At 64.5% G+C, this 25,929-nt stretch carries 29 protein-coding genes; 18 read left to right on the forward strand and 11 right to left on the reverse strand.

What is annotated here, in order from left to right; translation table 11 throughout:
- Positions 1-13: 13 nt before the first annotated feature.
- Positions 14-622 carry a cysteine hydrolase family protein gene (locus BcanWU425_RS18150; protein WP_018455224.1) on the forward strand — a complete coding sequence of 203 codons (609 nt, stop codon included), beginning with the start codon at positions 14-16 and terminating at the stop codon, positions 620-622.
- A 12-nt stretch (positions 623-634) separates the two neighbouring features.
- Here BcanWU425_RS18150 and BcanWU425_RS18155 read toward each other — a convergent pair whose 3' ends face one another.
- From BcanWU425_RS18155 to BcanWU425_RS18175, 5 genes are all read right to left on the reverse strand, one after another.
- Positions 635-1,795: a DUF305 domain-containing protein gene (locus tag BcanWU425_RS18155; RefSeq protein ID WP_231190833.1), complete on the reverse strand. Its 1,161-nt coding sequence runs from the start codon at positions 1,793-1,795 to the stop codon at positions 635-637.
- Positions 1,792-1,971: a CsbD family protein gene (locus BcanWU425_RS18160; RefSeq protein ID WP_085351350.1), complete on the reverse strand. Its 180-nt coding sequence runs from the start codon at positions 1,969-1,971 to the stop codon at positions 1,792-1,794. The genes BcanWU425_RS18155 and BcanWU425_RS18160 overlap by 4 nt, the downstream gene beginning before the upstream one ends.
- 143 nt (positions 1,972-2,114) lie before the next feature.
- Positions 2,115-3,719, reverse strand: coding sequence for an alpha-amylase family glycosyl hydrolase (locus tag BcanWU425_RS18165; protein ID WP_018455220.1), 1,605 nt, complete (start codon positions 3,717-3,719; stop codon positions 2,115-2,117).
- A 27-nt stretch (positions 3,720-3,746) separates the two neighbouring features.
- The gene (locus BcanWU425_RS18170; protein ID WP_204511419.1) at positions 3,747-4,289 is read right to left on the reverse strand and encodes a hypothetical protein; all 543 of its coding nucleotides are present in this window, start codon (positions 4,287-4,289) and stop codon (positions 3,747-3,749) included.
- A gap of 12 nt (positions 4,290-4,301) precedes the next feature.
- A complete protein-coding gene (locus BcanWU425_RS18175; RefSeq protein WP_018455218.1) occupies positions 4,302-5,477 on the reverse strand; it encodes a zinc-dependent alcohol dehydrogenase in 1,176 nt (391 codons plus the stop codon).
- A 184-nt stretch (positions 5,478-5,661) separates the two neighbouring features.
- Between BcanWU425_RS18175 and BcanWU425_RS18180 the strand changes: the two genes are divergently transcribed.
- Positions 5,662-6,444 carry an SDR family NAD(P)-dependent oxidoreductase gene (locus tag BcanWU425_RS18180; RefSeq protein WP_085351353.1) on the forward strand — a complete coding sequence of 261 codons (783 nt, stop codon included), beginning with the start codon at positions 5,662-5,664 and terminating at the stop codon, positions 6,442-6,444.
- A gap of 331 nt (positions 6,445-6,775) precedes the next feature.
- Here the strand turns inward: BcanWU425_RS18180 and BcanWU425_RS18185 are convergent, their stop codons facing one another.
- Positions 6,776-7,186 carry a response regulator gene (locus BcanWU425_RS18185; RefSeq protein ID WP_083926391.1) on the reverse strand — a complete coding sequence of 137 codons (411 nt, stop codon included), beginning with the start codon at positions 7,184-7,186 and terminating at the stop codon, positions 6,776-6,778.
- Positions 7,187-7,275: 89 nt separating this feature from the next.
- On the opposite strand from BcanWU425_RS18185, the gene BcanWU425_RS18190 reads away from it, so the two are divergent.
- From BcanWU425_RS18190 to BcanWU425_RS18210, 5 genes are all read left to right on the forward strand, one after another.
- Positions 7,276-8,283, forward strand: a complete 1,008-nt coding sequence (locus tag BcanWU425_RS18190; protein ID WP_018455214.1) for a chemotaxis protein CheB — start codon at positions 7,276-7,278, stop codon at positions 8,281-8,283.
- Between the two features lie 8 nt (positions 8,284-8,291).
- Positions 8,292-8,558, forward strand: coding sequence for a hypothetical protein (locus BcanWU425_RS18195; RefSeq protein WP_018455213.1), 267 nt, complete (start codon positions 8,292-8,294; stop codon positions 8,556-8,558).
- Positions 8,559-8,728: 170 nt separating this feature from the next.
- Positions 8,729-11,896, forward strand: coding sequence for a CheR family methyltransferase (locus BcanWU425_RS18200; RefSeq protein WP_204511418.1), 3,168 nt, complete (start codon positions 8,729-8,731; stop codon positions 11,894-11,896).
- The gene (locus BcanWU425_RS18205) at positions 11,896-12,642 is read left to right on the forward strand and encodes a Crp/Fnr family transcriptional regulator (protein ID WP_085351355.1); all 747 of its coding nucleotides are present in this window, start codon (positions 11,896-11,898) and stop codon (positions 12,640-12,642) included. Before BcanWU425_RS18200 ends, BcanWU425_RS18205 begins: the two co-directional genes overlap by 1 nt.
- Before the next feature lie 138 nt (positions 12,643-12,780).
- A complete protein-coding gene (locus tag BcanWU425_RS18210; protein ID WP_204511417.1) occupies positions 12,781-12,993 on the forward strand; it encodes a hypothetical protein in 213 nt (70 codons plus the stop codon).
- Between the two features lie 46 nt (positions 12,994-13,039).
- On the opposite strand, the gene BcanWU425_RS18215 is transcribed toward BcanWU425_RS18210, so the two are convergent.
- A complete protein-coding gene (locus BcanWU425_RS18215) occupies positions 13,040-13,324 on the reverse strand; it encodes a hypothetical protein (RefSeq protein ID WP_204511416.1) in 285 nt (94 codons plus the stop codon).
- Positions 13,325-13,634: 310 nt separating this feature from the next.
- Between BcanWU425_RS18215 and BcanWU425_RS18220 the strand changes: the two genes are divergently transcribed.
- From BcanWU425_RS18220 to BcanWU425_RS18245, 6 genes are all read left to right on the forward strand, one after another.
- Complete coding sequence (locus BcanWU425_RS18220; protein WP_018455208.1) at positions 13,635-13,841, forward strand: hypothetical protein; 207 nt, start codon at positions 13,635-13,637, stop codon at positions 13,839-13,841.
- A gap of 2 nt (positions 13,842-13,843) precedes the next feature.
- Positions 13,844-14,044, forward strand: coding sequence for a hypothetical protein (locus tag BcanWU425_RS18225; protein ID WP_204511415.1), 201 nt, complete (start codon positions 13,844-13,846; stop codon positions 14,042-14,044).
- An 80-nt stretch (positions 14,045-14,124) separates the two neighbouring features.
- On the forward strand, positions 14,125-15,201 hold the full coding sequence (locus BcanWU425_RS18230; protein ID WP_204511414.1) for a flavodoxin family protein: 1,077 nt from the start codon (positions 14,125-14,127) through the stop codon (positions 15,199-15,201).
- The gene (locus BcanWU425_RS18235; protein ID WP_204511413.1) at positions 15,198-16,103 is read left to right on the forward strand and encodes an NAD(P)/FAD-dependent oxidoreductase; all 906 of its coding nucleotides are present in this window, start codon (positions 15,198-15,200) and stop codon (positions 16,101-16,103) included. The genes BcanWU425_RS18230 and BcanWU425_RS18235 overlap by 4 nt, the downstream gene beginning before the upstream one ends.
- Positions 16,104-16,121: 18 nt before the next feature.
- Positions 16,122-17,066 carry a cation diffusion facilitator family transporter gene (locus BcanWU425_RS18240; protein ID WP_204511412.1) on the forward strand — a complete coding sequence of 315 codons (945 nt, stop codon included), beginning with the start codon at positions 16,122-16,124 and terminating at the stop codon, positions 17,064-17,066.
- A gap of 160 nt (positions 17,067-17,226) precedes the next feature.
- The gene (locus BcanWU425_RS18245; protein ID WP_204511411.1) at positions 17,227-17,415 is read left to right on the forward strand and encodes a hypothetical protein; all 189 of its coding nucleotides are present in this window, start codon (positions 17,227-17,229) and stop codon (positions 17,413-17,415) included.
- 19 nt (positions 17,416-17,434) lie between these two features.
- On the opposite strand, the gene BcanWU425_RS18250 is transcribed toward BcanWU425_RS18245, so the two are convergent.
- Positions 17,435-17,692 carry a hypothetical protein gene (locus BcanWU425_RS18250; protein WP_231190834.1) on the reverse strand — a complete coding sequence of 86 codons (258 nt, stop codon included), beginning with the start codon at positions 17,690-17,692 and terminating at the stop codon, positions 17,435-17,437.
- 282 nt (positions 17,693-17,974) lie between these two features.
- Between BcanWU425_RS18250 and BcanWU425_RS18255 the strand changes: the two genes are divergently transcribed.
- Positions 17,975-18,349, forward strand: coding sequence for a hypothetical protein (locus BcanWU425_RS18255; protein ID WP_018455201.1), 375 nt, complete (start codon positions 17,975-17,977; stop codon positions 18,347-18,349).
- A gap of 3 nt (positions 18,350-18,352) precedes the next feature.
- Here BcanWU425_RS18255 and BcanWU425_RS18260 read toward each other — a convergent pair whose 3' ends face one another.
- Entirely contained in the window at positions 18,353-19,684 is a 1,332-nt protein-coding gene (locus BcanWU425_RS18260) for a polysaccharide deacetylase family protein (RefSeq protein WP_204511409.1), read from the reverse strand.
- A 190-nt stretch (positions 19,685-19,874) separates the two neighbouring features.
- Positions 19,875-20,648, reverse strand: a complete 774-nt coding sequence (locus BcanWU425_RS18265; protein WP_204511408.1) for a polysaccharide deacetylase family protein — start codon at positions 20,646-20,648, stop codon at positions 19,875-19,877.
- 116 nt (positions 20,649-20,764) lie between these two features.
- On the opposite strand from BcanWU425_RS18265, the gene mgtE reads away from it, so the two are divergent.
- The 4 genes from mgtE (at position 20,765) to BcanWU425_RS18285 (ending at position 24,763) form a co-directional block, all read left to right on the forward strand.
- Entirely contained in the window at positions 20,765-22,186 is a 1,422-nt protein-coding gene (mgtE, locus tag BcanWU425_RS18270; RefSeq protein WP_018455198.1) for a magnesium transporter, read from the forward strand.
- 222 nt (positions 22,187-22,408) lie between these two features.
- Positions 22,409-22,726, forward strand: coding sequence for a helix-turn-helix domain-containing protein (locus BcanWU425_RS18275; protein ID WP_085351361.1), 318 nt, complete (start codon positions 22,409-22,411; stop codon positions 22,724-22,726).
- A 185-nt stretch (positions 22,727-22,911) separates the two neighbouring features.
- Entirely contained in the window at positions 22,912-23,730 is an 819-nt protein-coding gene (locus tag BcanWU425_RS18280; protein ID WP_018455196.1) for an aldo/keto reductase, read from the forward strand.
- 49 nt (positions 23,731-23,779) lie between these two features.
- On the forward strand, positions 23,780-24,763 hold the full coding sequence (locus BcanWU425_RS18285; RefSeq protein ID WP_085384444.1) for a hypothetical protein: 984 nt from the start codon (positions 23,780-23,782) through the stop codon (positions 24,761-24,763).
- Positions 24,764-25,304: 541 nt separating this feature from the next.
- Here BcanWU425_RS18285 and BcanWU425_RS18290 read toward each other — a convergent pair.
- The gene (locus BcanWU425_RS18290; RefSeq protein ID WP_204511407.1) at positions 25,305-25,469 is read right to left on the reverse strand and encodes a hypothetical protein; all 165 of its coding nucleotides are present in this window, start codon (positions 25,467-25,469) and stop codon (positions 25,305-25,307) included.
- Between the last annotated feature and the right edge of the window lie 460 nt (positions 25,470-25,929).

A 25,929-nucleotide genomic window follows, 5' to 3' on the forward strand; every position in this document is an offset into this window, starting at 1 on the left:
GGAGTGAAGGACGATGAGAGACAGCGCGTCGGACGTGACCGACATCAGCGACGCCGTTCACTTGTGCATCGACATGCAGAACATCTTCGCTCCGGGTGGCCTTTGGGAGACGCCATGGATGGCGCGAGTGTTGCCGACGATCGCCTCGATCGTTTCGCGCCATCAGGCCAGAACGATCTTCACGCGATTCATCACGCCGGAAGATCCGGAAGATCGTCCCGGACAGTGGCAGCGCTATTTTCGTCGCTGGCGCGAAGCGACCCGCAAACATCTGCCGCCATCCGGCCTCGAACTCGTGCCGGCTCTGAGCCGCTTCGTTCCGCCGGCTGCCGTCATCGACAAGCCGGCCTATTCCGCGTTCAGCAATCCTGGCCTCGCGAGCCTGCTGATCGACAAGAACGTCGGCACGGTCGTCATCACCGGGGCGGAGACGGACGTCTGCGTGCTCTCGACGGTCCTGAGCGCCGTTGATCTCGGCTTCAGGGTCGTCATCGTCGAGGATGCGCTGTGCAGCTCGTCCGACGTCGGCCATGATGCGCTGATGACGATGTATCGCACCCGCTTTCACGGCCAGGTCGATCTGATGACCGCCGAGGAATTGGCGGAGTTCTGGCGCGAGTAGGGCACGACCCGCTCAATTGACATTGTCGCCGAGCATGTTGCGGAAGGCGGCGGCGACGGCGGCAATGCCGCTGGCGCCGTTCATCAGCGCGATCTCGCCCTGTTGCTCATGGCGGATGGCGTGGGCCATCACACGCAGGCGCAGATCGCCGCGGCTATGCCACATCTGGTCGGCCATCCTGACCGCGCCTGCGTGATGCTTGCTCATCGTCTCGACGAACACCGTGTCGAATTGGTCCGCCGGCGCGGCCTTGACCTGTCGCATCTCGGCCTGTGTCAGGAAGCCCGGCATGGCGGCACGTTCGTCCGAGCTGCAATCGGGCATCTCGGTGTCGAACCAGCTCAGCCACCACGTCTCGAAAATCCGGTTCTCGCCGATCTGGCTTGCGACCATCAGCATCGCCAGCTTTCGCAGATGCGGGTCCTGCGCGCGCTCGGTGGCGATCCGGGCCAGCGCGATGCCCTGGGCGTGATGCGCAGTCATGTGACGGATGTAAGTCTGGTCCGCGTCCCTGTCGCGGCCCGCCCACTGCGGCTCGTAACCATGGCTGCCGAACAAGGCAGCCGCGCCGAGCAGTGCGATCAAAGCCAGCGCGCCGGTGATCCAGGCATTGGTGAAGCGAACATCGCGCGCGGGTGCTGCTCCCCCGGTCCAGCGCAGCCGGGCAAACAGGGGGTACATCACGGCCGAGGAGCCGTGGACGAGCAGGCCGATCCAGTAGGGCTGCTGCAGCGTGAACAGCGGTTGCCAAAACGGAAACAGGGGCACCAGCACGAACCATTCCATGCTTGACGAGAACACGGCCCAGGGCAGCGCGAGCAGCAGGATCGTCAGCGGCCGCAGGTCGGCGGTCCAGCGCCCGAGCACACCGAAGAACACCAGCGCCCAGGAGAAGTCCGCCCATTGGTGGAAGGCGATCCCGGCAAGGATCGCGCTCCACGACGGCTCTGCGCTGATCGCCCAATCGCGCGCGGGAATGGCGGCGACCGTCATCCAGTCGACCGCGGCATCGCGTCCGATGCGCGCGGCGAAGAGCTGGCTGACGATGGTCGAGAAGGTGCTGCTGATCAGGCCGAGTTCGGCAGCGGCGACCCAGCGCGAGCGTCGCCGTGAGGCGCCTTCATCACCGGTGCGAATTGACTTGGAAATGGCTGACGGCGCGGCAGCGTTCACGTCAGCTGATTGAGTTTCTTCAACGGATTGAGCTCGCTCGGCTTGCTCTGTTCGTCCCGGCCGCGCTCCGCTTGCTCCTTGCCTTCCTCATGGAGATTCTGATCGCCGACGATCTCGCCGACGGCCTGTTTCGCCTTGCCGGCGATCCGCTGACCGAGGCCCTTGGTCTTGCTCATGATCCGCCTCCTGGCTCACGCCGCCACCCCGGCGCTTGAAGGGGGTGAGCGCCGGGGCTGCGGTTTCGTCTATTCAGCCTCCGGCAGGGGGGACGTCGGAGGCGTGGATGAGACTCTCTGACGCGCGGATGGTTCCTCGGCCGTCACCGTGGCTCGAGTTCGATGATCACGCCTTCATTGCCGCGGAGCAGGATGGAGGCGTCCGGCAGCGGCTCGGACGGCAGGTCGAGATGCGTCGACATCAGCAGGCGGCCGCGACCTTGCCAATGCAATTTCCGCGGCTCGGCGGCAATGTTGAGCGCGACCAGAATTTCCTTGCCGCCATCCGTCCGCCTGTAGGCAAGAACGTCGTTCTGCGCGCGTAGGGGCTCGTAGCCGCCGTGGCGCAGGCACGCGCGCTCGCGCCGCAGTCGCATCAGCGCGCGAAACAGCGCCAGGATCGAACGTGGGTCGCGCTGCTGCGCGGCCACGTTGGCCGCGCCGTCGCGCGGCTCGAGCGGCAGCCATGGATCGCCGGTTGTAAAGCCGCCGTTGCTGCTGTCATCCCATCGCATCGGCGCGCGTTCGGGATCGCGGCAAAGGCCATACCCCGGCACGAGCTTCTCGAAGGGATCGTGGACGCGGTCGGGCGGAATGGGAACGCGCTTGCGGCCGATCTCGTCGCCCATGAAGAAGAAGGGCGTTCCCCGCAGCGTCATCAGCAGCATCGCCAGCACGCGCATTTGCGGCTCGCCGATTTGGCTCGCGATCCGTTGCTTGTCGTGACCACCGATCACCCAGACCGGCCATGCATGATCCGGGATGGCGTTGAAATACGCGTCGATCGTTGCTTGCAGGGACAGCGCGTCCCATTGCGAGTCCAGCAGTGCGAAATTGAGGGGCAGATGCAGGCGCGGTCGGTCGTTGCCGTAGAAGTGGCCGATGCGGTCGGTCTTGCCTTGGACTTCACCGCACAACATCCGCCCTGGATAGCCGTCGATCACCTCGCGAATGAATTCGATGCAATCCATCGTCTCCGGCCGGTCGTCCGTAAAGACGGGCGTCTGGCGCTGCGGCGGCGGCTTGCCTTTCGCTTGCGGGTTATGCGGATTGTCGCGCAGCAGCGCGTCCTTGATCAGGACCGCGCTGGCATCGACGCGAAAGCCGTCGACGCCGCGATCGAGCCAGAAGCGCATGACGTCGGCGATCGCGGCGCGCAGTTGCGGGTTGCGCCAGTTCAGATCAGGCTGCTCGACCAGGAAGGAGTGATAGTAATATTGCCGCCGCGCCTCGCACCATTCCCAGCCGCTGCCGCCGAAGCGGCTCAGCCAGTTGTTGGGCGGGCCGCCGTTCTCGGCTGCGTCGGCCCAGATGTACCAATCGGCCTTCGCGCTGTTCCGTGAGCTGCTGCTCTCGACGAACCATGCGTGATCGTTCGCGGTATGATTGGGCACGAGATCGAGGATCACGCGGATATCCGCCGCGTGCAGGGCCTTGAGCAGGCGGTCGAACGCCTCGAGGCTGCCGAACGCAGGATCGATCGAGCAGTAGTCGGAGATGTCGTAGCCGAGGTCGCGAAACGGGCTCTTGTAGACCGGCGTCAGCCACACCGCGTCGACGCCGAGCCATTTCAGATAGTCGATGCGGGATGTCAGGCCGGCGAGATCACCCTTGCCGTCGCCGTCCGAGTCCTGGAACGAGATCAGTGCGATTTCGTAGATGACGGCGGATTCCCACCACGCACCTTCGTTACGGGACGCTTCGCTCATTGTCTTGCATCACCTCGTCGCGCGTTCTCAGGTCCGTTCCGTCGCGGCGTGCGCTGCGATCTGCTTGGCCGCGGTTCGGGCGCTCTCGATGCCCTTGGGAAAGCCGCTGCGGTTCGGATACAGCTTGCGCCGTGCGTCGCGCGGCGGCCGCTGCGGCTTGGTGTCCTGCGCGGCGCGGTAATCGAGCATCGCGATGCCGCCGACCATCAGCAGCGCCAGCGCGATATTGCCCTTTTTGGGATTGTCCGCGGTCAGCCCCGAGAGCAGCGCGGCGGCATCGAGGCCGTCGCCGCCGACGCGGGCCCACAGGCCGGCGTTCTTCTCGACCGAGAGCGTCATGACCCCGGCCAGGATCTCGCGCAGGCCGAAGGTGCGGACCAGCGTCTCATGGCCCTCCATGCCCAGCGTTTCCGTGACGCGCCGCGGCGCGAAGAATTCCACGACGCCGAGACCGATGCTGAACCAGCCGAGCGCACGGGCGAGCTGGTCTTCGGGCCGCTTCAGGCTCGGGCCGCCCTCGACGATTTTCGGGTCGCCCTTGGTGCGAACGATGTTGGAGAAATGAAACATGGGTCTTGCTCCTCAGGGCTTCAGCACGACCTTGACGCAGGAGTCGCGCTTGTCGCGAAACACCTGGTACATCTCGGGGCCTTGGCTAAGCGGGACGGTGTGGGTGATGACGAAGGACGGATCGATCTGACCTTCCTCGATGCGATGGAGCAGGTCGTCGGTCCAGCGGTTGACGTGGGTCTGGCCGGTGCGCATCGTCAGGCCCTTGTTCATGAAGGCGCCCATCGGCAGCATGTCGGAGAATCCGCTGTACACGCCTGCCACCGAAATGATGCCGCCGGGCCGGCAGACATAGATCATCTCGCGCAGCACATGCGGCCGGTCGCTTTCCACCATGACCATCTGCTTGGCGCGGTCGAGCAGCGTGTCGGGCAGGGACGCCATCACATGCGACTCCATCCCGACGCAATCAATACACTTCTCAGGGCCTCTGCCGTCGGTGAGCTCCTCGAGTCGCTCGAGGACGCTTTCGGTTTCGAAGTTGATGGTGGTGGCGCCGCCCGCTTCGGCCATGCTGAGCCGCTCGGGCAGGCAATCGATCGCGATCACCTGGTTGGCGCCGAGGAGGATGGCGCTGCGGATCGCCATCTGCCCCACGGGACCGCAGCCCCAGATCGCGACCGTGTCGGTCGGCTCGATGTCGCATTGCACGGCGGCCTGCCAGCCGGTCGGGAAGATGTCGCTGAGAAACAGCAACTGCTCGTCGGGAATGCCCGCGGGCACCTTGATGTGCGTGGCGTCAGCGAACGGCACGCGCAAATATTCGGCCTGGCCGCCGGGATAGCCGCCGGTCAGGTGCGTATAGCCGAACAGGCCGGCGCCCGAATGACCAAACGCTTTTTCAGCGAGATGACTCTTGCGATTGGTGGTTTCGCAAACCGAGAAATTGCCACGCTTGCACTGGTCGCATTCGCCGCAAATGATTGTGAAGGGCACGACGATGCGGTCGCCCTTCTTCAGCTTGCCGTCGACGCCCGAGCCGACCTCGACCACTTCGCCCATGGTCTCGTGGCCCATGATGTCCCCGGGCAGCATGCCCGGAATGTAATTGTGAAAGAGGTGGAGGTCCGAGCCGCAGATGGCGCAGCTCGTGACTTTGATGATGGCATCCCGCGCGTCCTGAATCTCAGGATCGGTGACGGTGTCGCAGCGTATGTCTTCCTTGCCGTGCCAAACCAGCGCCTTCATCTCTGTCCTCCCGCGAGTTACGAGGCATCCAAGTCGAACAACGAACGATGGTTGCTATTGCACGTGGAAAATCTTCGCACCGCACATTCTCCGGCGTGAGGTTTGGCTTGGATAGGAACGAGAGGCGGTTGCAGCCATTGGAGCGTCATCAACGCCATCGCGAGGATACGAGAAGGATACGCTCATGCCCGCCAATCAACTCGCCGTCGTCACCGGCGCCTCCACCGGCATCGGGCTGGAACTCGCCAGATGCTGTGCCCAAGCAGGTTTCAACCTTGTCATTGCGGCGGACGAGCCCGAGATCGAGAGGGTGGCCGTCGATCTGCGCAGGCTCGGCAGCAGCGTCGAACCGGTCCAGGCCGATCTCGCCACCACCGAAGGCGTCGACAAGCTCTGCGCCGCGGTCGGCGACCGGCCGATCGACGCGCTGCTGGCCAATGCCGGCGTTGGTCTTGGCAAGGCCTTTCTCGACCAGGATTTTGCCAGGATCAAGCACCTCGTCGACACCAACATCACCGGCACGCTGTATCTGATCCATCGCGCCGGCAACGCGATGCTTCGCCGCAATTCGGGGCGCATCCTGATCACGGGCTCGATCGCGGGATTCACGCCGGGCAGTTTTCAGGCGGTCTACAACGCCAGCAAGGCGTTTCTTGATTCATTCTCATTCGCGCTCCGCGAGGAGTTGCGCGACAGCGGCGTCACCGTCACCTGCCTGATGCCTGGCGCCACGGAAACGGAGTTCTTCCGCCGCGCCGACATGATGGATACCAAGGTCGGCACCGAGCCGAAGGACAGTGCCTACGACGTCGCGAAGGCCGGCTTCGACGCCATGTTGCGCGGGGAGTCCGACATCGTGACCGGAATGAAGAACAAGATCCAGACCACGATCGCCAACGTCACGCCGAACGAGATGCTGGCCAAGCAGCATCGCAAGATGGCGGAGCCGGGCACGGCGAAGTCGTAGAACGATACCGTCGCAATCTAAGCTAACCGGTGCGGCGCGGACCGATAAGGAGGACGCCGATTCACATAGCCTAATGCGCAAAGCTCCCCGCGCCGTAAGACTGGTTCGGCTGGAAAAAGGGGGCTGTGATGCCGATGGATCGCGTCGAACAGGCCTTTGTCGCAACGGCAATCACGGGTTTTCTCGTCATGATGGCGGCGATCGTCTGGATGATGATGGGTTGATGACCGGGAGGGCTGCTGATTTGCGGATCGCGTTGCCCTATGCTGCGGTGCTTCTGTGTCTGGCGGTGACCGCCTGGCTCGCTTTCGCGCATCTGTTCTGATCGCCGTCAGGCTCGGCCGTGCGGATCGGCGATCAGCGCCGCCAGCCTCTGTGCCATCGCAGGCATATCGATCGGTTTCTCCAGGATCGGCACGTCGTGGAATTCCGGACTGATCGTGACCTTGTCGTATCCGGTCGTGAAGAGGAAGGGGACGTTCCGTGCCTTCAGTTCGCGCGCGACCGGAAAGATCATCTCGCTGCGGATGTTCACGTCGAGCACGGCGGCATCCAGAACACTGCCGTCGTGCAGGATACGGAGTGCGTCGTTGAGATCGCCCACCGGGCCCGCGATGTCTGCGCCGAGCGCGCGACATGCTCTGCCAATGTCGTCGGCGAGAAAATATTCGTCCTCGACAATGAAGATGCGTCGCCCGCTGAGCGCCGACTCTGGACCTGACGATCGAGGCGACATCGCCATGGTGCCTTCCACCCCTTCGTTGCCAGTTCATAGGAACATAGGGCGGTGACCCGCCTTGGTACAAACGAATACAACCGATAGTGGGTTCCATGAGCAACCGCGACATCATCGTCATAGGTGGCTCGGCCGGCGCGACCGCGCCGCTGAAGCAGATCCTGGGCCGGCTGCCGCCGGATCTGCCCGCGGCGGTGTTCATCGTGCTGCACATCCCGGCGCAGGGCATCGGCATTCTCTCGACGGTGGCCAGCAGCGCCGGTCCGCTCCCGGTCCGGCAGGCCGAAAACGGCATGAAGATCGAGCCAGGCCGGGTTTATCTGGCCGCACCGGACCACCATCTGCTGCTGTCCGAGGATCGCGTATTCCTCGGGCGCGGCCCGCGCGAGAACATGGTCCGGCCGGCCATCGATGCCTTGTTTCGCTCGGCCGCCATCAACTACGGCCCGCGTGTGATCGGTGTGCTGCTCAGCGGCCTGTTGTCCGACGGTTCGGCCGGTCTCAACGCCATCAAGCGTTGCGGCGGGATTTCGGTGGTTCAGGACCCCTCGGATGCCATCGCCGATGAAATGCCAAGGAGCGCCCTCGAGGCGACCATCATCGATCTTTGCGTTCCCGGCGCCGGAATGGGCGACGTGCTGTCTGATCTCGCCAGGGAGGCTGCCGGCGCCGCACTGCCGATCCCGCCGGAGATCCGGCTCGAGGTCGAGATCGCGGCCGGCGAACGGATCGGCAGTGACCGTCTCGTCTCGATGGCCGATCCGGTTGCGCTGACCTGTCCGGCCTGCGGGGGCGTCCTGTCCGAGATGAAGGAATCGCACCCGATGCGCTTCCGTTGCCAGGTCGGTCACGCCTTCGCCGCCGACGTCCTCGCAAAAGAGCAGGAGGGGCAAGTGGATGAAGCCCTGCGGGTCGCACTGCGCATCATCGAGGAGCGGGCCGAGCTGGTGCAGCGCATGGCCGCCGACGGACGGCGCAACGGCCGGCCGGCGGTGGCCGAGATGTACCAGGCGCGCGCTGCCGAATATCGCGAATATGCCGACATGATCCGGCGCGTTGTGCTAAAGTCGCTCGATCCTCCCATTCGCAAGCGGGAGGCTTAAGGGTCGCGATGGCCATTTCCCTCGCCGAATGGACCGAGCAACTCGATACCGAGCGCCGCCATCTGATCAAGGCCGATCGGGATATCGAGGAGGGTTCGCGGCGCATCCTCGATCAGGAGGCGCGCATCCGCGAGCTCAGTGCCGGCGGCCACGACGCGGGCCAGGCGGAACGGTTGGTCGAGGCGCTGAAGCAGACCCTCACGGAATGGCTGCGCCATCGCGTCCTGATCGAGCAGCGGATCGCCTATCTTCGGCAGCAAGTCGGTCCGGAGTGATCTGGGGGCGTTGGCAGGCCACCCAAGCTCAATGCCTAATGCCCAATGCTCGCTGTACGGAACGCAGCGTGACGTTTCCGCCTTGCACCTGTTGGGATAATATCAATTCTGCTATTTGCGGCGAGCGGGCGTCCTCTGGTTCCCGTCAATGAATGAGAGCTACCGAGACCATGCATGAAATCGGCGACCAGTCGGTCGAAAGAGAGCGCCAGACCAGGTCTCCGCTGATCATCGGGGTGGGCGCCGCGCCGACAGCTCTGGATAGCGTCGAGCGGTTCTTTTCCAGGCTGACCGTAAGCGCCGACCAGGCCGTCGTGCTCGCATTCCAGCATCATGAGGCCCTCGACGAGCCGCGGCTGCGCCAGATCGTGCGAAATTCCCACGGTGGCAAGATTTCCGACGTCGGCAACGGCCAGACCATCGAGGGTGGCACGATTTATCTGTGCCCGCCGGCGATGATCACGACGATCCAGGACGGTCGCTTCGGCGTCCGCCCGGCCGAGCAGGCGCCCGGCGAGCGGGCGACGATCGACAGCTTCCTGGTGTCGCTGGCGGAAGAACGCGCCGAGCAATCGATCGGCGTGATCCTGTCCGGCATCGGCGGCGATGGCACGTTGGGTACCGCGACACTGAAGGACCACGGCGGCCTTGCCATCGCCGAAAAAGGCGCGAGCGACGACGCGGATCATCTGAAGGACGCCGATACGCCGGCGGCGATCGCCGACTACGTGCTGACCGCCGAAGACATCGCCGAGCACATCCAGGTCTATGCCCGTCATCTGCGGCGGCTGGAGGAGAAGCAGGGGTTCGATGAGGTGCTGGCCGCTGCAGCGACCTCGCTGTCGCGCATCGCCGACATCCTGCGCAGCAAGACCGGCAATGATTTCCACGGCTACAAGCAGAACACCTTCCTGCGTCGCGTGCAGCGGCGGATGCAGGTGGTCCAGATCGGCGACATTTCCGCTTACGTCGATTTCCTGCGCAACGACCAGGACGAGGCGCAGCACCTCTTCAACGACCTCTTGATCGGCGTCACCGAATTCTTCCGCGACAAGCGTGAATTCGAGGTGCTGGAGAACCAGATCGTCCCGAAGCTCTTCGAAGGCAAGGACGCGAGCCAGCAGGTTCGCGTCTGGGTGCTCGGCTGCGCCACCGGCGAGGAGGCCTATTCGATCGGTATCCTCCTGCGCGAGCACATGGCCAAAATGGACTCCGTGCCGCAGGTTCAGATCTTCGCGACCGACATCGACGGACGGGCGTTGGCGGCCGCGCGCGTCGGCCGCTATCGCACCAAGATCGAGGCGGACATGACCAGCGAGCGCCTGGCGCGCTGGTTCGTGCGCGAAGGCGATACCTATTGCGTGGTCAAGGAGCTGCGCGAAATGTGCATCTTCTCGCAGCACAATGTGATCAAGGACGCACCGTTCTCCAAGCTCGATCTCGTCTCCTGCCGCAACCTGCTGATCTATCTTAATGCCGAACTGCAGAACCGGGTGATCCCGTTATTCCACTTCGCCCTTCTGCCGGATCGGTTCCTGTTCCTCGGCAATTCCGAGAACGTCACGCGGCATCCAAAACTGTTCGTACCGGTCGACCGCCGCGCCCGCATCTTCAAGAAGCTCGAGACCGGAACCCGGCTGCCGCCGGAATTTCCGATCACGACCGCCGCGGGGAGGGCAAACCTCGAGATAGCGCCGGCGCGCTCCTTCCGCCCTGATATCGGGCTGGAGCGTCGCGCGCAGCGGATCGCGGAGCGCTATGCGCCCGCCTATGTCATCGCCGACAGCAACTTTCAGGTCCTGCACTTTTCCGGGCGCACCGGACGCTACATCGAGCCGACGGCAGGCGCCGCCACGCTCGATCTGCTCCAACTCGTCCACCGCGATCTCCGCCTGGACCTGCGGGCGGTGCTCAGCCGCGCGGCGGAGACCAACGAGCCCGCCCATGCCGAACAGGTGCAGCTCGGCGCCAACGGCCAGCACATTCCCGTCGACATCACGGTGGAGCCGATCCAGGAGAGCGGCAGCGGCGATCGCAATTTTGTCGTCCTGTTCAAGGACGGCCCGGTGCGCGCCATCGATGCCGGCGCAGGCAAGCCCAATGCGTTGGTGCAGACCGAGCATGTCGAGCGTATCGAAGGCGAGCTGCGGGCGACGCGGGAGCGCCTTCAGGCGACCATCGAAGAGCTCGAAAGCACCAACGAGGAGCTGAAATCCTCCAACGAGGAATACCAGTCACTCAATGAAGAGCTTCAGTCCGCGAACGAGGAGCTCGAAACCTCGCGCGAGGAATTGCAGTCGGTCAACGAGGAATTGACCACCGTGAACGGCGAGCTGGCTCACCGCGTCCAGGAATTGACGCGCGCCACCAGCGATCTCGAGAATTTCCTGGAGAGCACGCAGATCGCGACCGTGTTCCTCGACAACGATCTGCGCGTGATGAACTTCACGCCGGCGATCACGCAGGTCCTGCATCTCGTCGAAACCGACAGAGGCCGCCCCATCGCGCACATCAAGGCGCGCATCCCGATCGAGGACCTCTATGACGACATTCGCGGCGTGCTGCGGACGCTCGTTATCGCCGAGCGCGAGCTGAGGGCGCCGGACAGCGGCACGCGCTACATCGTGCGCATCCTGCCCTATCGCAGCATCGACAACTTCATCGCCGGCGTCGTCATCACCTTCGTCGACATCACCGCCATGACCCGCGCCGAGGAGCGGCAGCGCCTGCTCCTGGCCGAGCTCCAGCATCGGGTCCGTAACACGCTCGGCGTGGTGCGCTCGATTGCTCGTCGCACGGCCGATACGAGCTCGACGGTCGAGGAGTTTGCCTCCCATCTTGATGGCCGGCTCAACGCTTTCGCCCGTACCCAGGCACTGGTGACCCGCGATCCCGAGGGCGGCGTCGATCTCGAATACCTCGCCGTCGAGGAGATGCTGGCCTATAATGCCAGGGAGGGCGAGCAGGTACGTGTCAGCGGTCCCCCGGTGCGTTTTCAGTCGAAGGCAGCGGAAACCTTTGCCCTTGCCATTCACGAGCTCGCGACCAACGCACTCAAATACGGCGCCCTGAGCCGGCCGACCGGTCGCATCGAGATTTCCTGGCGCCTCGAGCAGGGCACCGACCCGGCGGAGCTGGTGTTCGAGTGGCGGGAGCGCGGTGGGCCGCCGGTTGCGCCGCCGCCGCACAAAGGATTTGGGACCGAGCTTCTGGAGCGCACACTCGCGTTCGAGTTCAAGGGGCAGACCAGGTTGGCATTCAGTCCCAAGGGATTGGAATGCACGATCACCATTCCCCTCAGCAAGCGGGCGTTTCATACACCGGCGGTGGCCAGCTGATGCCCTTGTCGACGCTAGATCGCAGCCAGGTGGACCCGGTCATTCGCCGGCTGAACGTGCTGAGGCCCTTGTCGACGGAGGCCCGCACCTCGCTCGAATACGCGATGCTCGAGGGAATCCAGCGCGCAGGAGCGGGCGAGGATCTGATCTCGGAGGGCGATCCGGTCGACAGCGTGCGCCTCGTGCTGTCCGGCTGGCTCTGCCGCTACAAGACGCTGGAGGACGGCCGGAGACAGATCGTCAATTTTCTCTTTCCCGGCGAAAGTTGCGACGCGCACGCGTTCCTGCTCTCGGTGATGGATCATTCCATCGCGGCGATGACGCCGGTCGTCTACACCGAAATCAAGCGCGCGCGGTTCGAGAGTCTGGTGGCGGGCGACCGTGGGCTCGCGGAAGCGTTCTGGTGCGAGACGCTCGTCAACAACGCGATCCAGCGCGAATGGGCCATCAACCTCGGCCGCCGGGTGGCCTTTGAACGCGTGGCCCATCTGTTCTGCGAGATCATCGAGCGGCTGCGTCCTGTCGGCATGGTCGAGGGCAATTCCTGCGTGATGCCGGTGACGCAAATGGATCTTGCGGACGCCACCGGCCTGTCGGTGGTCCATCTTAATCGCACGGTTCAGGAGTTGCGTGCTTCCGGCCTGATCGTGCTGCGCGATCGCACGCTGACCATCACCGATCTCGATGCGCTCAAGGATGCGGCGCTGTTCTCCCCGAGCTATCTGCAACTCTATCGACGGAGCTAAGCGTTTGCTCGCTTCGGGAACGGTCGTACTTGATCCAGGTTAGTGTTCGCGGATGTTTTTTGAGCGGATGGCTGGTTTTGAGTAATTGACGTAACTTACGTAAAGGCAGTTTCGTCCCGAATCCTGTATTGTCGTTCCATGAACGACGTCCTGCTTGCCCGCGCTGAGCGCGCGATCGAAGCAAGCCGCGCCCTCCGGGCGCAGCGCAGAGCGGTCGCGGACCAGCTTGATGACGCCACGCGCGAGGTGCGCCGGGTGGTGATGGAAAGCGCGATGCTGCGCTCGGAGCTGAAGGCCCTTCGCGACAACCGGGAAGAGCAGGATCTCAGATACCGCGTGCCGCCGGCATAGGAGCCGACGACACCAACGTGCAGCATGCGCCGGGATAGGGCCCCAATCAACGCCGCTTCGCTGCTTTGGATCGCCTGTTGTAAGGCGAGCGGTTGACGGGCTTCAGCGAAATGCCTTCGCGTTGTGCCTTGCTGCGAATGGCCGCGACCGGACGCTGCAGCTTGATGCTCATGACGCCTGTGGGGGTGTTTCCTTTTGCGAGCTGTTTCAGCTTGCTCACGTCCGCGGGTGTCCACCGTTCGCGCGTCCGGCGCTTGTACGCGGGATTTGCCTTGCGTGGGCCTTTGCGGCCGATCGGTGAGCCCGGCCGTTTCCATGCTGCTTTCGCCATGATGATCCTCCTTCAAGTCCTTCATCAATCAGCGAATCAGCATTTCGGTTCCGGCGCAGACGAGATGGCGCCAGCGCGCGAAGGGAATGCGCGCATCCGTCGCTGCTCGGCCGCCTCGTTTCGCACCAGCAAAATCACGGACCGTTAACTTATTGAAATGCCGGAACCTGCGGTTGCGGCCGAAGCTGCCAACACTGCCGGGCTGGGCCGCCCCAACCGGCACGAAACTCTGGCCCCGGCGCCGACCTCCCGCCGGGGCCAATTCCTCCCATCCCAATTCCTTCCATCTGAAGGGCTTTGTGAAAGTACAATGACCGCGAAACGCAACCGCAGGAAACAGACCCAATCGCTCCAGGAGCGGTTGGCGGCATTCGCCCAAACCGCTCGCGAGCGCGCGCGCAGCCTGCCGCCCGGCAAGGAGCGCGACATGCTGCTTCAGCGCGCCAAGCAGAACGAGGTGACCTCGAACCTGACGGACTGGCTGAGCGAACCCGTGTACCCGAGACGGGGAGGGTGACGATGCGGAGCATCAAGCACTACCGCGCGTTCCAGATCGATCCGGACGGGCATGTGTTTGGATGCATCAACCTGGTCTGCGACGATGATGAGCAGGCCAAGCGCGAGGCCGCCTCGCTCGTGCTGGTGCACCGCATCGAACTGTGGCGGCTGGACCAGCGCATCGCGCAGTTCGATGTGCCGCCGCAAGTTGTCCGCCAGTAGAGCAGCGACACGAGAGCGAGAAGGAACCGCGCGCTGCGCCCCGGGTTGGTCGAACTGTACCGACCTCGCGAGGAGCCAGCATGACGGAAGCCGACATTCGCAAGGGGATGCCGCCCGTCAAGCTCTCGCGCGAGGCCTTCGAGCACCGCTACAGGAGCCGGTTCGTCGATCCCGCCTTTGCACCGCTCCAGCGCGAGCTCGACGCCATCGTCGGCGCAGCCTGGGATGCCTACAGCAATTCACGCAAGGCCCCGCTGACGCGAAAGGCGGGCGCGGGATTCTCCGATCCCGATTACGACATCGCCATCGACTGGCTCGATGCGCGCGCGAAGATCCTGGCGGCGCAGCGACGCCATGACGATGCGGACGAGACGCCGCGCATCCTCATCATCAACGGCTCGGCCCGCAGCGAGCACACCTGTCCCGGCGAGATGTCCAAGACCTGGCGTCTGGTCGAACTCGCCGAGCCGGTCTTTGCCGAGCTTGGGTTTGCCGTCGACATCCTGGACCTGTCGCGCCTGGCCTCGGAGTTCGGCAAGACGATCCATCCCTGCAAATCCTGCGTCGGAACCGCGATGCCGCTCTGCCACTGGCCGTGCAGCTGCTATCCAAACTACTCGCTGGGACAGACCGACGACTGGATGAACGATATCTATCCGCTGTGGGTCGCCGCCCACGGCATCCTGATCGTGACGCCGGTGAACTGGTATCACGTGCCCGCCGGATTGAAGGCGATGATGGATCGCATGGTCTGCGCCGATGGCGGCAATCCCGATCCGACCTCGACCCACGGCAAGAAGGCTGCCGAAGCCAAGGCGCTGGAGCTGAAGGGCTGGTCCTATCCGCGCCATCTCGCCGGCCGCCATTTCGGCCTCGTCGTTCACGGCGATGCGGTCGGTGCCGAGGGGGCGCGCCGGGCCTTGTCGGATTGGCTGACCGACATGCAGCTGATCTCGGCGGGCCGCTTCGCCGAGCTCGATGGCTATGTCGGCTACATGGAGCCATACGCCACCTCGCACCGCGACCTCGATGACGACAGGGCATTCCAGACGGAGGTGCAGAACGTCGCGCGCGCACTCGGCAACGCGGTCCGCCTGGCGCGGAGCGGACAGCTTCGCGAGCCCGGTGCGGGCCTGTCGGATCCAAACCCCAAATGACGGCGAATGATCAGCCGTATGATTGCCTGATCGTCGGCGGCGGCCCGGCCGGGCTGATGGCTGCGATCTACCTCGCGCGATTTCGGCGCCGCGTCTGTGTCGTGGACGCAGGCGCGAGCCGGGCGGCGCTGATCCCGCGCAGTCACAATGTGCCGGGCTTCGTCCACGGCCTCTCCGGTACCGACCTGCTCGCGCGCATGTCCGCGCAGCTGGGCGAGCTCGCTGTCACGCGGGTGGCCGCCGAGGTCACCGCCTTGCGGCGACACGAGCGAGGTTTTCAGGCGATCTGGAATGGCCATACGCATGAGGCCGCCACCGTCGTTCTCGCCTGTGGGATCGTCGACACCCACCCGCCGTTCGACGAATGGCGCGCGGCCGTCGCGGACGGGCTGTTGCGCTACTGTCCCGTTTGCGACGCCTTCGAGGCGATCGACCGTCGCATCGGCATCGTCGGTCCGCTTCACCGCGCCGCCGGCAAGGCGCTCTTCATGCGCGGCTATTCGCGCGACGTGACGCTGCTGGCAACGGGCGAGGATGACGGGAAGCCCGCGGCAGCGGAGCTCAATGAAGCCGGTGTCGAGATCGTCGTCGCGCCCGGCCTGCGCCTGAGGCGGCGAGACGACGGCGTTGAAGCCGTCTTCGCCGATGGCCGGACGGCGCAATTCGAGATGGTCTACCCGGTGATGGGTGCGGAAGTGCGCTCGCATCTCGCGATGACGCTTGGGGCCGAACACACCGCAGACGGCCATCTGAAAGTCGACGACCATCAGCGCAGCTCGGTCGACGGGCTCTACGGCATCGGCGACGTCGTCACCGACCTGCACCAGATATCGGTCGCGTTCGGCCACGCCGCGCTCGCCGCCTGCACGATCCACAACAGCCTGCCGCGGCGGCTGGCATGAGGAACGGGGTATCGGACATTGGCAACAGAATCATCCTCGAAGACCGCGGTCTATGCGGCGCTCTTCGGCAATGTCCTGGTCGCGGTCACGAAGATCGGCGCCGCCGCGTGGACGGGAAGTTCGGCCATGACGAGCGAAGCGGTGCATTCGCTCGTCGATACGACCAATGAGATCCTGCTGCTCTATGGCTACCGGCGCGCGAGCCGTTCGCCCGACGAATCCCATCCGCTCGGCTATGGGCGCGAACTGTATTTCTGGAGCTTCATCGTTGCGCTGCTGATCTTCGCGCTGGGCGCCGGTGTCTCGCTGTATCAGGGCATTCTGCATGTCGCCGCACCCGAGCCGATCGAAAGTCCGATCGTCAGCTTCGTGGTGCTCGGGCTGTCGTTCCTGTTTGAAGGCGGCTCCTGGCTGGTTGCCCTGCGGCGCTTCAGCCCGGACGGCCAGCGGTTTGGATATTATCAGGCTTTCGTTCGCAGCAAGGATCCTCCGGCATTCATGGTGCTGCTCGAGGACAGCGCGGCGCTGGTCGGCATAGCCATTGCCACGGCGGCCACTGCGGCGGCCGTATGGCTGCGCCAGCCGGTCTGGGACGGGATCGGTTCGATCCTGATCGGGATATTGCTGGCGATCGTGTCGATCGGTCTCGCGCGCGAGAGCAAGAGCCTGCTGATCGGCGAGCCCGCCGATCCGGAGCTTGCGCGATCCGTCCTCGATATCGCAAGGCGGTCGCCCGGCGTGCTCAGGGCCAACGGCCTGCTGACGGTGCAGCTGTCGCCGGTCGAGGTCGTTGCGGCCCTCAGCATCGAATTTGCGGATGACAAGCGCGCCGACGACATCGAGCGATGCGTCGTTTCGATCGAGACCGAGATACGCAAACGTCATCCGAGCGTGGCGGCGCTGTTCATCAAACCGCAGACCGATGCTCGCTACCGGGCGGTGCGCGCGAGGCGGTACGGCTAGCTTCGCGAAGTTCCCCCGAGGTCGCAATCGGCACGACGGCAGGAACGATCACAACATCCCACTGGTTGACCGGTGCAGGTCGGTGGCATGGACGAATGCGTCGCCATGGGCCGCTCCTGCGCGCAATCCTGCCGCGCGATGGCGGCCTGAGGACAAGCCCATGCTGGAAGAGAAACTCACGGAAGCCATCGTCGAGGAGCTGAAGCGGCAGGCGGCCAACCGGCCGCAATTGCTAAAGCTCGAACGGGCGGACGACGCGAAAGCCTCGGAGGAGCTGATCGTCAACGGCAAGATCGACTTGGCCGCGCTGGTTATGGTGATCGCCGGATCGGTCGCCGGCGGGCCTTAAGTCCGGCCGTCAACGGCCCTCAGCCATATTCCTCGCCGATGCCGTATTCCCGGTAGATTTCCAGCGGATCGAGGTCGGGAAACAGCCGGCATTTGGCCTGGGCGAGATGGAGGCTCACCGCCGCCGGCTCCTTGCCGTTCGAGAGGATCTTGCGGATGTCGTCCATATGCGCGCTCGGCTGGTGCTTGGTATCGAGCTGCTCCAGTGCGACCAGCGCAGTCGCCAGCGCCTCGGTCAGTACCCAGTCGTCGTGGCCGGTGATTCCCTTCTTCGGCATCGGCAGACCCCACATGTGGCGGTCCCAGTCTATCGGGACTTCGGCCAAATCTCCAAGGAGCCGTTGCAGCCAGCAGGCCCGCGGACCGGCGGCCGTGCTCCGGCTTGCATTATGGCCGGGCGTGGCTAAAAGGCGGCATTGCCGGGGCAATAGTATCTTTGTTGAAACAAAGTTGGCGTAGACGGGGCTGCATGGCATTCAGGCCGGCTGTTCCGGTCTGGGCTCCTGATCCCCGCATTTGCAACACGGTCGGTTGCGCCACCCTTCAAGGCTTAAGCCCGCATGGTCTTTTTAAGCTTCGTCTATCGCTTCGTGACCAACTTCGCATTCATGGCGATGGTCTATTTCAGCCTGAATTTCATGGAGAAGTACCAGAACCGGGCGATTATCGCGATCCTGGTGCTGGTCTATACCGGCATGCGCGCAGCTTCGACGCTGCGGGCGTTCTACTTTTACCAGAAGATCGAGAAGCTGGAAGCCGAGACCAAGCGCCTTCAGGCTCCGCTCAATGACGGCACTGGCGGAACGAGTGTGCGCAAGCAGGTCGTGGTTGACGTCGCCCGGCTGCGGCGCGACGGCGAGGTCAAGTCCTATATGGACCTGTTCTTCCTGGCGCTGATCGTATTGCTCTGCGTCGCCAACATCATGCGACAGTAAGCTCTACTGCGCGCGCTTCTTCAGGCTTGCCACACGGGTCGGGCGCGGCGCTGTGCTCTTGGGCGCGGCGCTCTTGGGGGCAGTGCTCTTGGCTGCAGTGCCCTCGGTCTCTGCTGCGTGGTTCGGTGTGCCATGAGCAGCGCGCGCGGTGCGGCGAGCGTGCCACTTGCCGGCTTTGACCTTGGCCGCAGGAGGCGTCTCGGCCGCCATTGCCAGGCGCGTCGCGGCGCGCCGCGACAAGGTCGTCGACAGCAGCACCTCGACCGAGCCTTCCGGGATCGCAAAGAGATCGCGGCTAGGCACGGGCAGGGTGGCCGCGACATTGGCGAGCGCCATGGTCTTGCGCGGCAGCAGCGGTTGGTGCGCGGCCTGTGCGTTGAGGTCGGCCAGCGAGGGTGCCGGAAGCGTCTTGGTCTGCGCGAACACGAAGTTCGGCACGGCCGGCCAGCGCGCGATCGGTGTGGTCTCGGTCGGCGGATGCAGCAGCCATTCCACCGGCGTTGTCGGCGTCGCCGGCTGCTCGGCGGTCGCGGGCACCACGTGCACTATGCGATAGCCGCGCGCCTTGAGGTCGCGGATGATCTTCGGCAGCGCCGCCACCGTGCGGGCCTGGATGTCGTGCAGCAGCAGGATGCCCTTGCCCTTGGCCTCAAGCCGCTGGATTGCGAGCTGATAGACGCGATCGGGCGACACATGGCGCCAGTCGTCCGCCGGGAAATCGGCGCTCCAGACCTGGATCCCGCGCGAGATCAGAACGTTCTCGACGCCGTCGGCGCGCATCAGGCCGGGAATGCGGAAGAACGGCGCGAGCTTGGACGGATCGGTCATTGCGGCCGATGTCCACTCGATGCCGCCATTGATCTGCGCCTCGGCCTTGTCGAGCGGCATCCGGTCCATTGTGAGCGGATGCGTCATGCTGTGGGTGCCGACGGTATGGCCAGCCGCGACCAGCTTGCGCACGCCTTCCGGGTTCGCCTTGGCCTGTTCGCCGATGATGAAGAAGGTCGCCTTGATGCACTCGTCGGCGAGGATCTGCAGCACCTGATTGGAGTATTTCGGCAACGGACCGTCGTCGAAGGTCAGGACGACTTCATGGTCCTTCAGCGGCAGCGTCTCGCGGTACTGCATGGTGCCGATGCGGGGATGCTCGTGCGGATCGACCACGAGCGTGCGGGACGTCCCGAGCGCGTCCGGATGGCCGGGGCAGTCGGCCGCAATGGACGGCGAGCCGATGGCCAGGACACCAAGGAATCCGCCAAGGAAGCTGCCAAGGAAGCTGCCAAGGCAAAGGACGATCCACGATCGCGTCCGAGCAACAACGCTACTTCCGATCATGAACCCCGTCTGCCCTCTTACGCGATTGCCGCCATAGTAGGTCGGAGACATCAGCAAACGGTTCAGGCGCAAGAACCGTTACCCAGAACCCTGCCGCGACAAGTCCCCTTGATACTTGCATGGCGTAGCATGAACAGACTGTTAATAGGGCCCAAATCACCCCATTTTGCACCGGCGTGACATTCCGGCATCAATGCGCGTCGGCACTCTTCTGTGATGCGCCCGCCGGCACGACGTGAACCACCCGATAGCGGTTCTCCCTCAGATACCGCAGGAAGGCCGGCATGATCGCAGCCGTACGCGCCTTGGGATCGTGGAGCAGGATGATACCCTTGCCGGCGGCGGCGAGCCGCTCCGTGACGAGCTTCAATTCCTGCTCCGGCGTCATCTCGTTCCAGTCGCTGGCCCACAGGTCGGCCCCGAACACTACGATGCCGCGGGACTGGAGCAGGTCGAGCTCGGCTGGCGTCGCCTCGAAATAGGGGAAGCGGAAGAACGGGGTCGCGGGCGTCGTTGTCGAGGTGCCGTGCAGAGCCAGCTCGACGGCCGCGATGCCGCGGTCGATTTCGCTCTTCGCTTTGTCGAACGGAATGCGCGCCATGAACGGGTGCGAGAAGGTGTGGTGACCGATGCTGTGGCCCTCGCGCGCGATGCGCTTGACCATGTCAGGGTGTTCGGAGGCGTGCAGGCCGATCAGGAAGAAGGTCGCGCGCACGCATTCCTGCGCCAGTGCCGCCAATACCTTCGACGTCGTCGGCGGATGCGGGCCGTCGTCGAAGGTCAGCACGACCTCGTGATCGGCAAGCTCCAGCGTCTGCGGAAAGCTCTTCAGGCCCACGCGCGGCGTGGTCTTGGCGTCGACGCTCAGAATGCGGGAGGTGCCGAGCGCGTCCTTGCGCGGGCACTCGGCGGCTTCACTCGAGGCGATGCCGGTGAGGGCGGCGAGGGCTGCGCCTGCCGACATCGAGGTCCACCTCAGTCGAAGCATCTTTGTCATTGCGCTCAGAGTTGCCTTGTGGGTATTGCCTGAACCGTCAGCTCAGACCACTCGTTCCAACCTGTCGAACGGCGAGGCGCGCCATGGATGAACATCTGGACGGTGCCGCATCTGCCGCGGAATCGGTACTCGACCACGTGCCGATGCGCAATGAAGACGGCGAAATTCGTCACGAATTCGTCGCGGAAATTACCCATGCGATCGAGGCCGGCGACAGCGCCGCGCTGCGCGCCTGCGTTGCCGAGCTGCACGAGGCCGATCTCGGCGATCTCATTGGGGCTCTCGAGCCCGACGATCGGGTCCGCCTGGTTGAGCTGACGGGGCGCGATTTCGACTTCTCCGCGCTGAACGAGCTCGACGAGGGCGTGCGCGAGGAGATCCTCGAGGAACTGCCGCCGCAGACGGTCGCGGAAGGTGTGCGCGAGCTCGAATCCGACGACGCGGTCGAGCTGCTGGAAACGCTCGATCAGGCCGATCAGGAGGAGATCCTCGAGAAGCTGCCGCTCAAGGAGCGCGTCGTGCTCGAGCGCAGCCTGCTTTATCCGGAGAACTCCGCCGGCCGCCGGATGCAGACCGAGTTCATCGCCGTGCCGCAGGATTTCACCGTGGGGCAGGCGATCGACTACATGCGCGAGACGCCGGATCTGCCAGACCGCTTCTACGAGATCTACGTCGTCGACAAGGAGCAGCACTGGCAGGGCGCGGTCTCGCTCGACGTGCTGCTGCGCGCCCGCCGCCCGGTGGCGCTCGCCGAGCTGACCGACGAGGATCGCCGCCGCGTCTCCGTCCTGGAGGACCAGGAGGAGGTGGCGCGCATGTTCGGCAAGTACAATCTCGTCGCAGCCCCGGTGCTCGACACCCAGGACCGCCTCGTCGGCGTCATCACCGTCGACGACGTCGTCGACGTCATCGAGGAAGAGGCGGACGAGGACCTCAAGGCGCTCGGCGGCGTCAACAGCGACGAAGAGCTGTCCGACACCGTGTTCACCATTGCACGCGCGCGGTTCAACTGGCTGCTGGTCAATCTCGCCACCGCCTTTCTGGCGTCGTCCGTGCTCGGCCTGTTCGAGGGGCAGCTCGAGAAGATGGTGGCGCTCGCCGTGCTGGCGCCGATCGTCGCAAGCCAGGGCGGCAATGCCGCGACCCAGACCATGACGGTCGCGGTGCGGGCGCTGGCGACGCGCGAGCTCGGCTCCTCCAATGCCTGGCGCGTGGTGGTGCGCGAGGGCCTGGTCGGCCTCGTCAACGGTCTCGCCTTTGCCGTGATCACGGGCGTCGCTGCGGTGGCCTGGTTCAGGATCCCGGGCCTCGGCCTGGTCATCGGGCTCGCCATCATCGTGAACCTCTTCGCCGGCGCACTCGGAGGCATCCTGATCCCGATGGCGCTCGAACGTGTCAGGGCCGATCCGGCCGTGGCCTCCGGCACGTTCGTGACAACGGTCACTGACGTCGTCGGCTTCTTCTCCTTCCTCGGCATCGCGACGTTGTGGTTCGGGTTGAGGTAGGGCTACACGCACTCTCGTCTCCCCGGCGCGCTGCAACGCCCTTGGCGTTGCTGCGCAACCGGGACCCAGAAGCGGCACAGTATTGCAGCGACATGGGCCCCGGCTCTGCAGCGCACCGCTGAAGAAGCGCTGCGCTGCGTCCGGGGCACGAGACCGTATACGCAGCCATCATCTTTAATCCGAACTTAAGCGAGCTGCCGCATCATCGCCTTGCTTGGGGGAATGAGCATGCGTGTGCGGTTGAAGGCGGACGGACGGATTGTCGAGTTGCGGGATGGGCGGGAGTTTCCGGTCCAGCCGTTTCCAATCCAGCCCGTACCTAACGCAGCGCCGCCCGACACCAGCTCGCTCGCCGTGCGCGATTTGCGCCGCCGTGCCTGCCTGACCCAGATGGAGTTCGCGGCCAAGCTCGGCGTTCCCGTCGAGACCATCCGCAATTGGGAGCAGGGCAAGCGGGCCCCGCGGGGACCCGCCCGCGCGCTGCTCGCTGTGATCGCGCATGCGCCTGACACCGTATTCCAGGCGCTTGCCAAAGCCTGAGCTCGAGGCCTGACCTCAAGGCCTGACGTCAAGGCCTGACGTCAAGGCCTGGCACGAACCTCCCGTTAGCATTGCGCGCAAGATCCGACCCGGCGGCCGGTGTCGCCCGTTGGCAGTGTTGCCAGCCGGGTTCATAATGACGCCTGGATCATGATTTGGGGCGACCGCGACAGAGAGGATTCCTCATGCTGTTCGTCGAGACCAATGGAGCAAGGATACCGGCGATCGGGCTGGGGACCTGGGAGCTGAGCGGGCGCATGTGCACCCGTGTGGTCGAGCAGGCGCTGCGGCTCGGCTATCGCCACATCGATACCGCACAGGTCTACGAGAATGAGCGCGAGGTCGGCGACGGCTTGCGCGCCTCCGGCGTGCGCCGCGACGACATCTTCCTGACGACAAAGGTCTGGACCAATCATTTCGCGCCCCACGATCTCGAGCGCTCGGTCAAGGAGAGCCTGGCGCGCATGCGACTTCCCTCCGTCGATCTCCTGCTGCTGCACTGGCCCAATTCGCACGTGCCGCTGGAGGAGACGCTGGGCGCGCTGTCGCATGCCAAGCGCATGGGCCTGACCCGCCACATCGGCGTTTCCAATTTCACCGTGGCCCTGATCGAGCAGGCGGTGGCGTTGTCGCCGGAGCCGCTGGCCTGCAACCAGGTCGAATACCACCCTTATCTCGACCAGGCGAAGGTGAGGGCGGCCTGCGATCAGCACGGGCTCGCGCTGGTCGCCTACAGCCCGATCGCCAAGGGGCGGATCAAGACCGACCGGACGCTCGCCGAGATCGGGCGTCTGCATCACAAGACGCCGGCGCAGGTCTGCCTGCGCTGGCTGGTGCAACAGAATGTCGCTGCGATCCCGCGCACCTCGCGCGTCGAACGCCTGTCGGAAAACATCGAGATCTTCGATTTCGAGCTTTCGGACGACGAGATGGCCCAGATCGCCGCGCTGGCCAGTCCCAGGGGCCGCCTGACCGATTTCGCCTTCGCGCCAAAATGGGATTGAGAGGGGCCTGCCGTATGCTAGGACCAGCTTGGCAACCTGAAGTCAGGCGATGGAACTGCGGAAGATCATACGGACGGACATTGCAGCGTCGGCGATCGCCCATCTGACGCTGGTCGCGCTGATCATCGTGATCAGCGAAGTCCATCCGTTTCACGCCAGCCCGCCCGAATCGGTTTCCGTCAGCATCGTGACGCCGGAGCAGGTGAAGCAGGAGGAGGCCAAAGCCGAGGAGAAGACCGGGGAAAAACTCAAGGCGAAGCCGCCGGAGCCGACCCCTGACCTGAAACTGCCGAAGTTCGATTTGAACGATAAGGACAAGGCGGCGGCCGCGCCGAAGCCCGAGGCGAAGCAGCAGGCTGCGGCACAGTCCTCGAAGCAGCAGGCCTCGCCTGAACCGCCGCAGCAGAAACAGCCGCAGCCACAGCCTTCACAGACGCCGCAGCAGCGCGAGGCAAATGCGCAGCCGCAACCGCAGCCTCCACAGCCACAGCCTCAGCCATCGCAGTCGCCGCCGCCTCAGGCGACGCCGCAGCCCCCGGCGCCACAGCTACTGCCACAAGCGATGCAGCACCCGGAGGCCGCGCCGCCGCCGTCCTATCAGGCGCCGGAGCCCGACGTCACTGTCAAATACGGCGTCATGCTGGGCCTGCCGCCGGAATTGCCGACGGAGCTGCCGAAAGACGCCCCCAAAGACGATGGCGGCGATGCCAAGGATTCAATCGCGGCGAAGCTGCCGGTCGAAATCATCGCCGAGCTGCGTCGTCATTTGCGAAGCTGCGCCAAGCTGCCGGCTGGGGTCGCGCCGACCGACAACGTCAACATCAAGCTGCGCACCGTGCTCGCGACCGACGGCACGCTGGCGCGCGAGCCGATCCTGATCGAAGCCCCGCCGTCCGCAAAGGGTGTCGCGCTCGTGAAGTCCGCCATGAGCGCGCTTCAGGCCTGCCAGCCCTACAAGATGTTGCCGGCCGACAAATACGGGGAATGGAAGGTGATGGACCTGCCGTTCAGCCCGCGGGATTTCGGCGGCTAAACTCTCGCTTGGGCAACGGCCTTGCTTTGTCGCCCTGCTGTCAATCCATCTTCGCAAATATATTCCACTTTACCGAAATTCGGACACGGCGTATGTGTTGGCCATCCCGGCTCATCCTTGAGGGGCGATCTTGTGGTCGTCATGTTCGCGAGCCGGCTTGCGGTGGACGCGGCAGCGTTCGGGTGCGAGAGGCCAAGGGCAGGGCGGATTGCTCTCTGTGAGCCCAAGGCTTCGTGCCGACGAGCGGCGCTGCAAAGCTTCGTCACGGCGCCGCCTGTCAAACCGCCACAGACGAGACGCCGGCAGCGAATACAACCTCAGCCTGAGTCGGGCGGCGAAATTGAAGCGCAGCCGCCGCGCGTGCACGGCGATTGCCGCGTCGGCGGGAGCATCAAAATGCAAAGATAATCAATGCAACCAGCAAGACGTTGAACATGCCCAACGTGAGTACGGCGATATCGAAAACGCGGATCAAGCTGATCATGGTGTCCTCCGATACACGCCAACCGGGTGCTATGATGCCTCCGCTACGACCGGGCGTCTATGCAGTTTGTGCCTGCTCGGCGACCATCGCCACAATGTCGGCCACCCGCGTTAGGTCCAGAACGCCGTGTGTGGGAGCGCGGGCGCGCTTGGGAAAAGTGGTGAAAATTCCGCCTTCGTCAACTCGCGCGGCATTGTTGACCGATGCGCTGTTGAGTTGCAACCATTTATCTCAAACCTCACTCGCCCTGTGGAGACAGGCGAGACCGTCGAAACTATCGTAGTTACCGTCGGGCATCGTGCTACCGACCAAGGCAGCTCTACCTGGCCGCTGAAGCTGCCCTCTGCTTGTTCTCTGTCCAACTCTGCTCGCCGCAGTCGCACTTGAGCGACGGATAAGCCGAGATCGCCGCTAATCCTTACAAGCCAGCCGGAGCACACGCTGGGGACACCACCATCTCGACCCAACACCTTGTGCACCGCGCGCTAGTGCCCACGATCTCGCAAGCTGGGTCGGCCGACACAATGTCGCGGCAGCACTTCGGGCACGTATATCCCGCGGTGTTTTGGTGCGAAGTCATACTCCGGACCAACATAGGCGCAGATCATGTGGTGGAATACCGGAAACAAGATCAGAGCGGATGAGCCGCAAGCCGGGCAATTCGTTTGAGTCCCTTCGATCT

The sequence above is a fragment of the Bradyrhizobium sp. WU425 genome, assembly GCF_021052305.1.
GTDB lineage: Bacteria > Pseudomonadota > Alphaproteobacteria > Rhizobiales > Xanthobacteraceae > Bradyrhizobium > Bradyrhizobium canariense_D.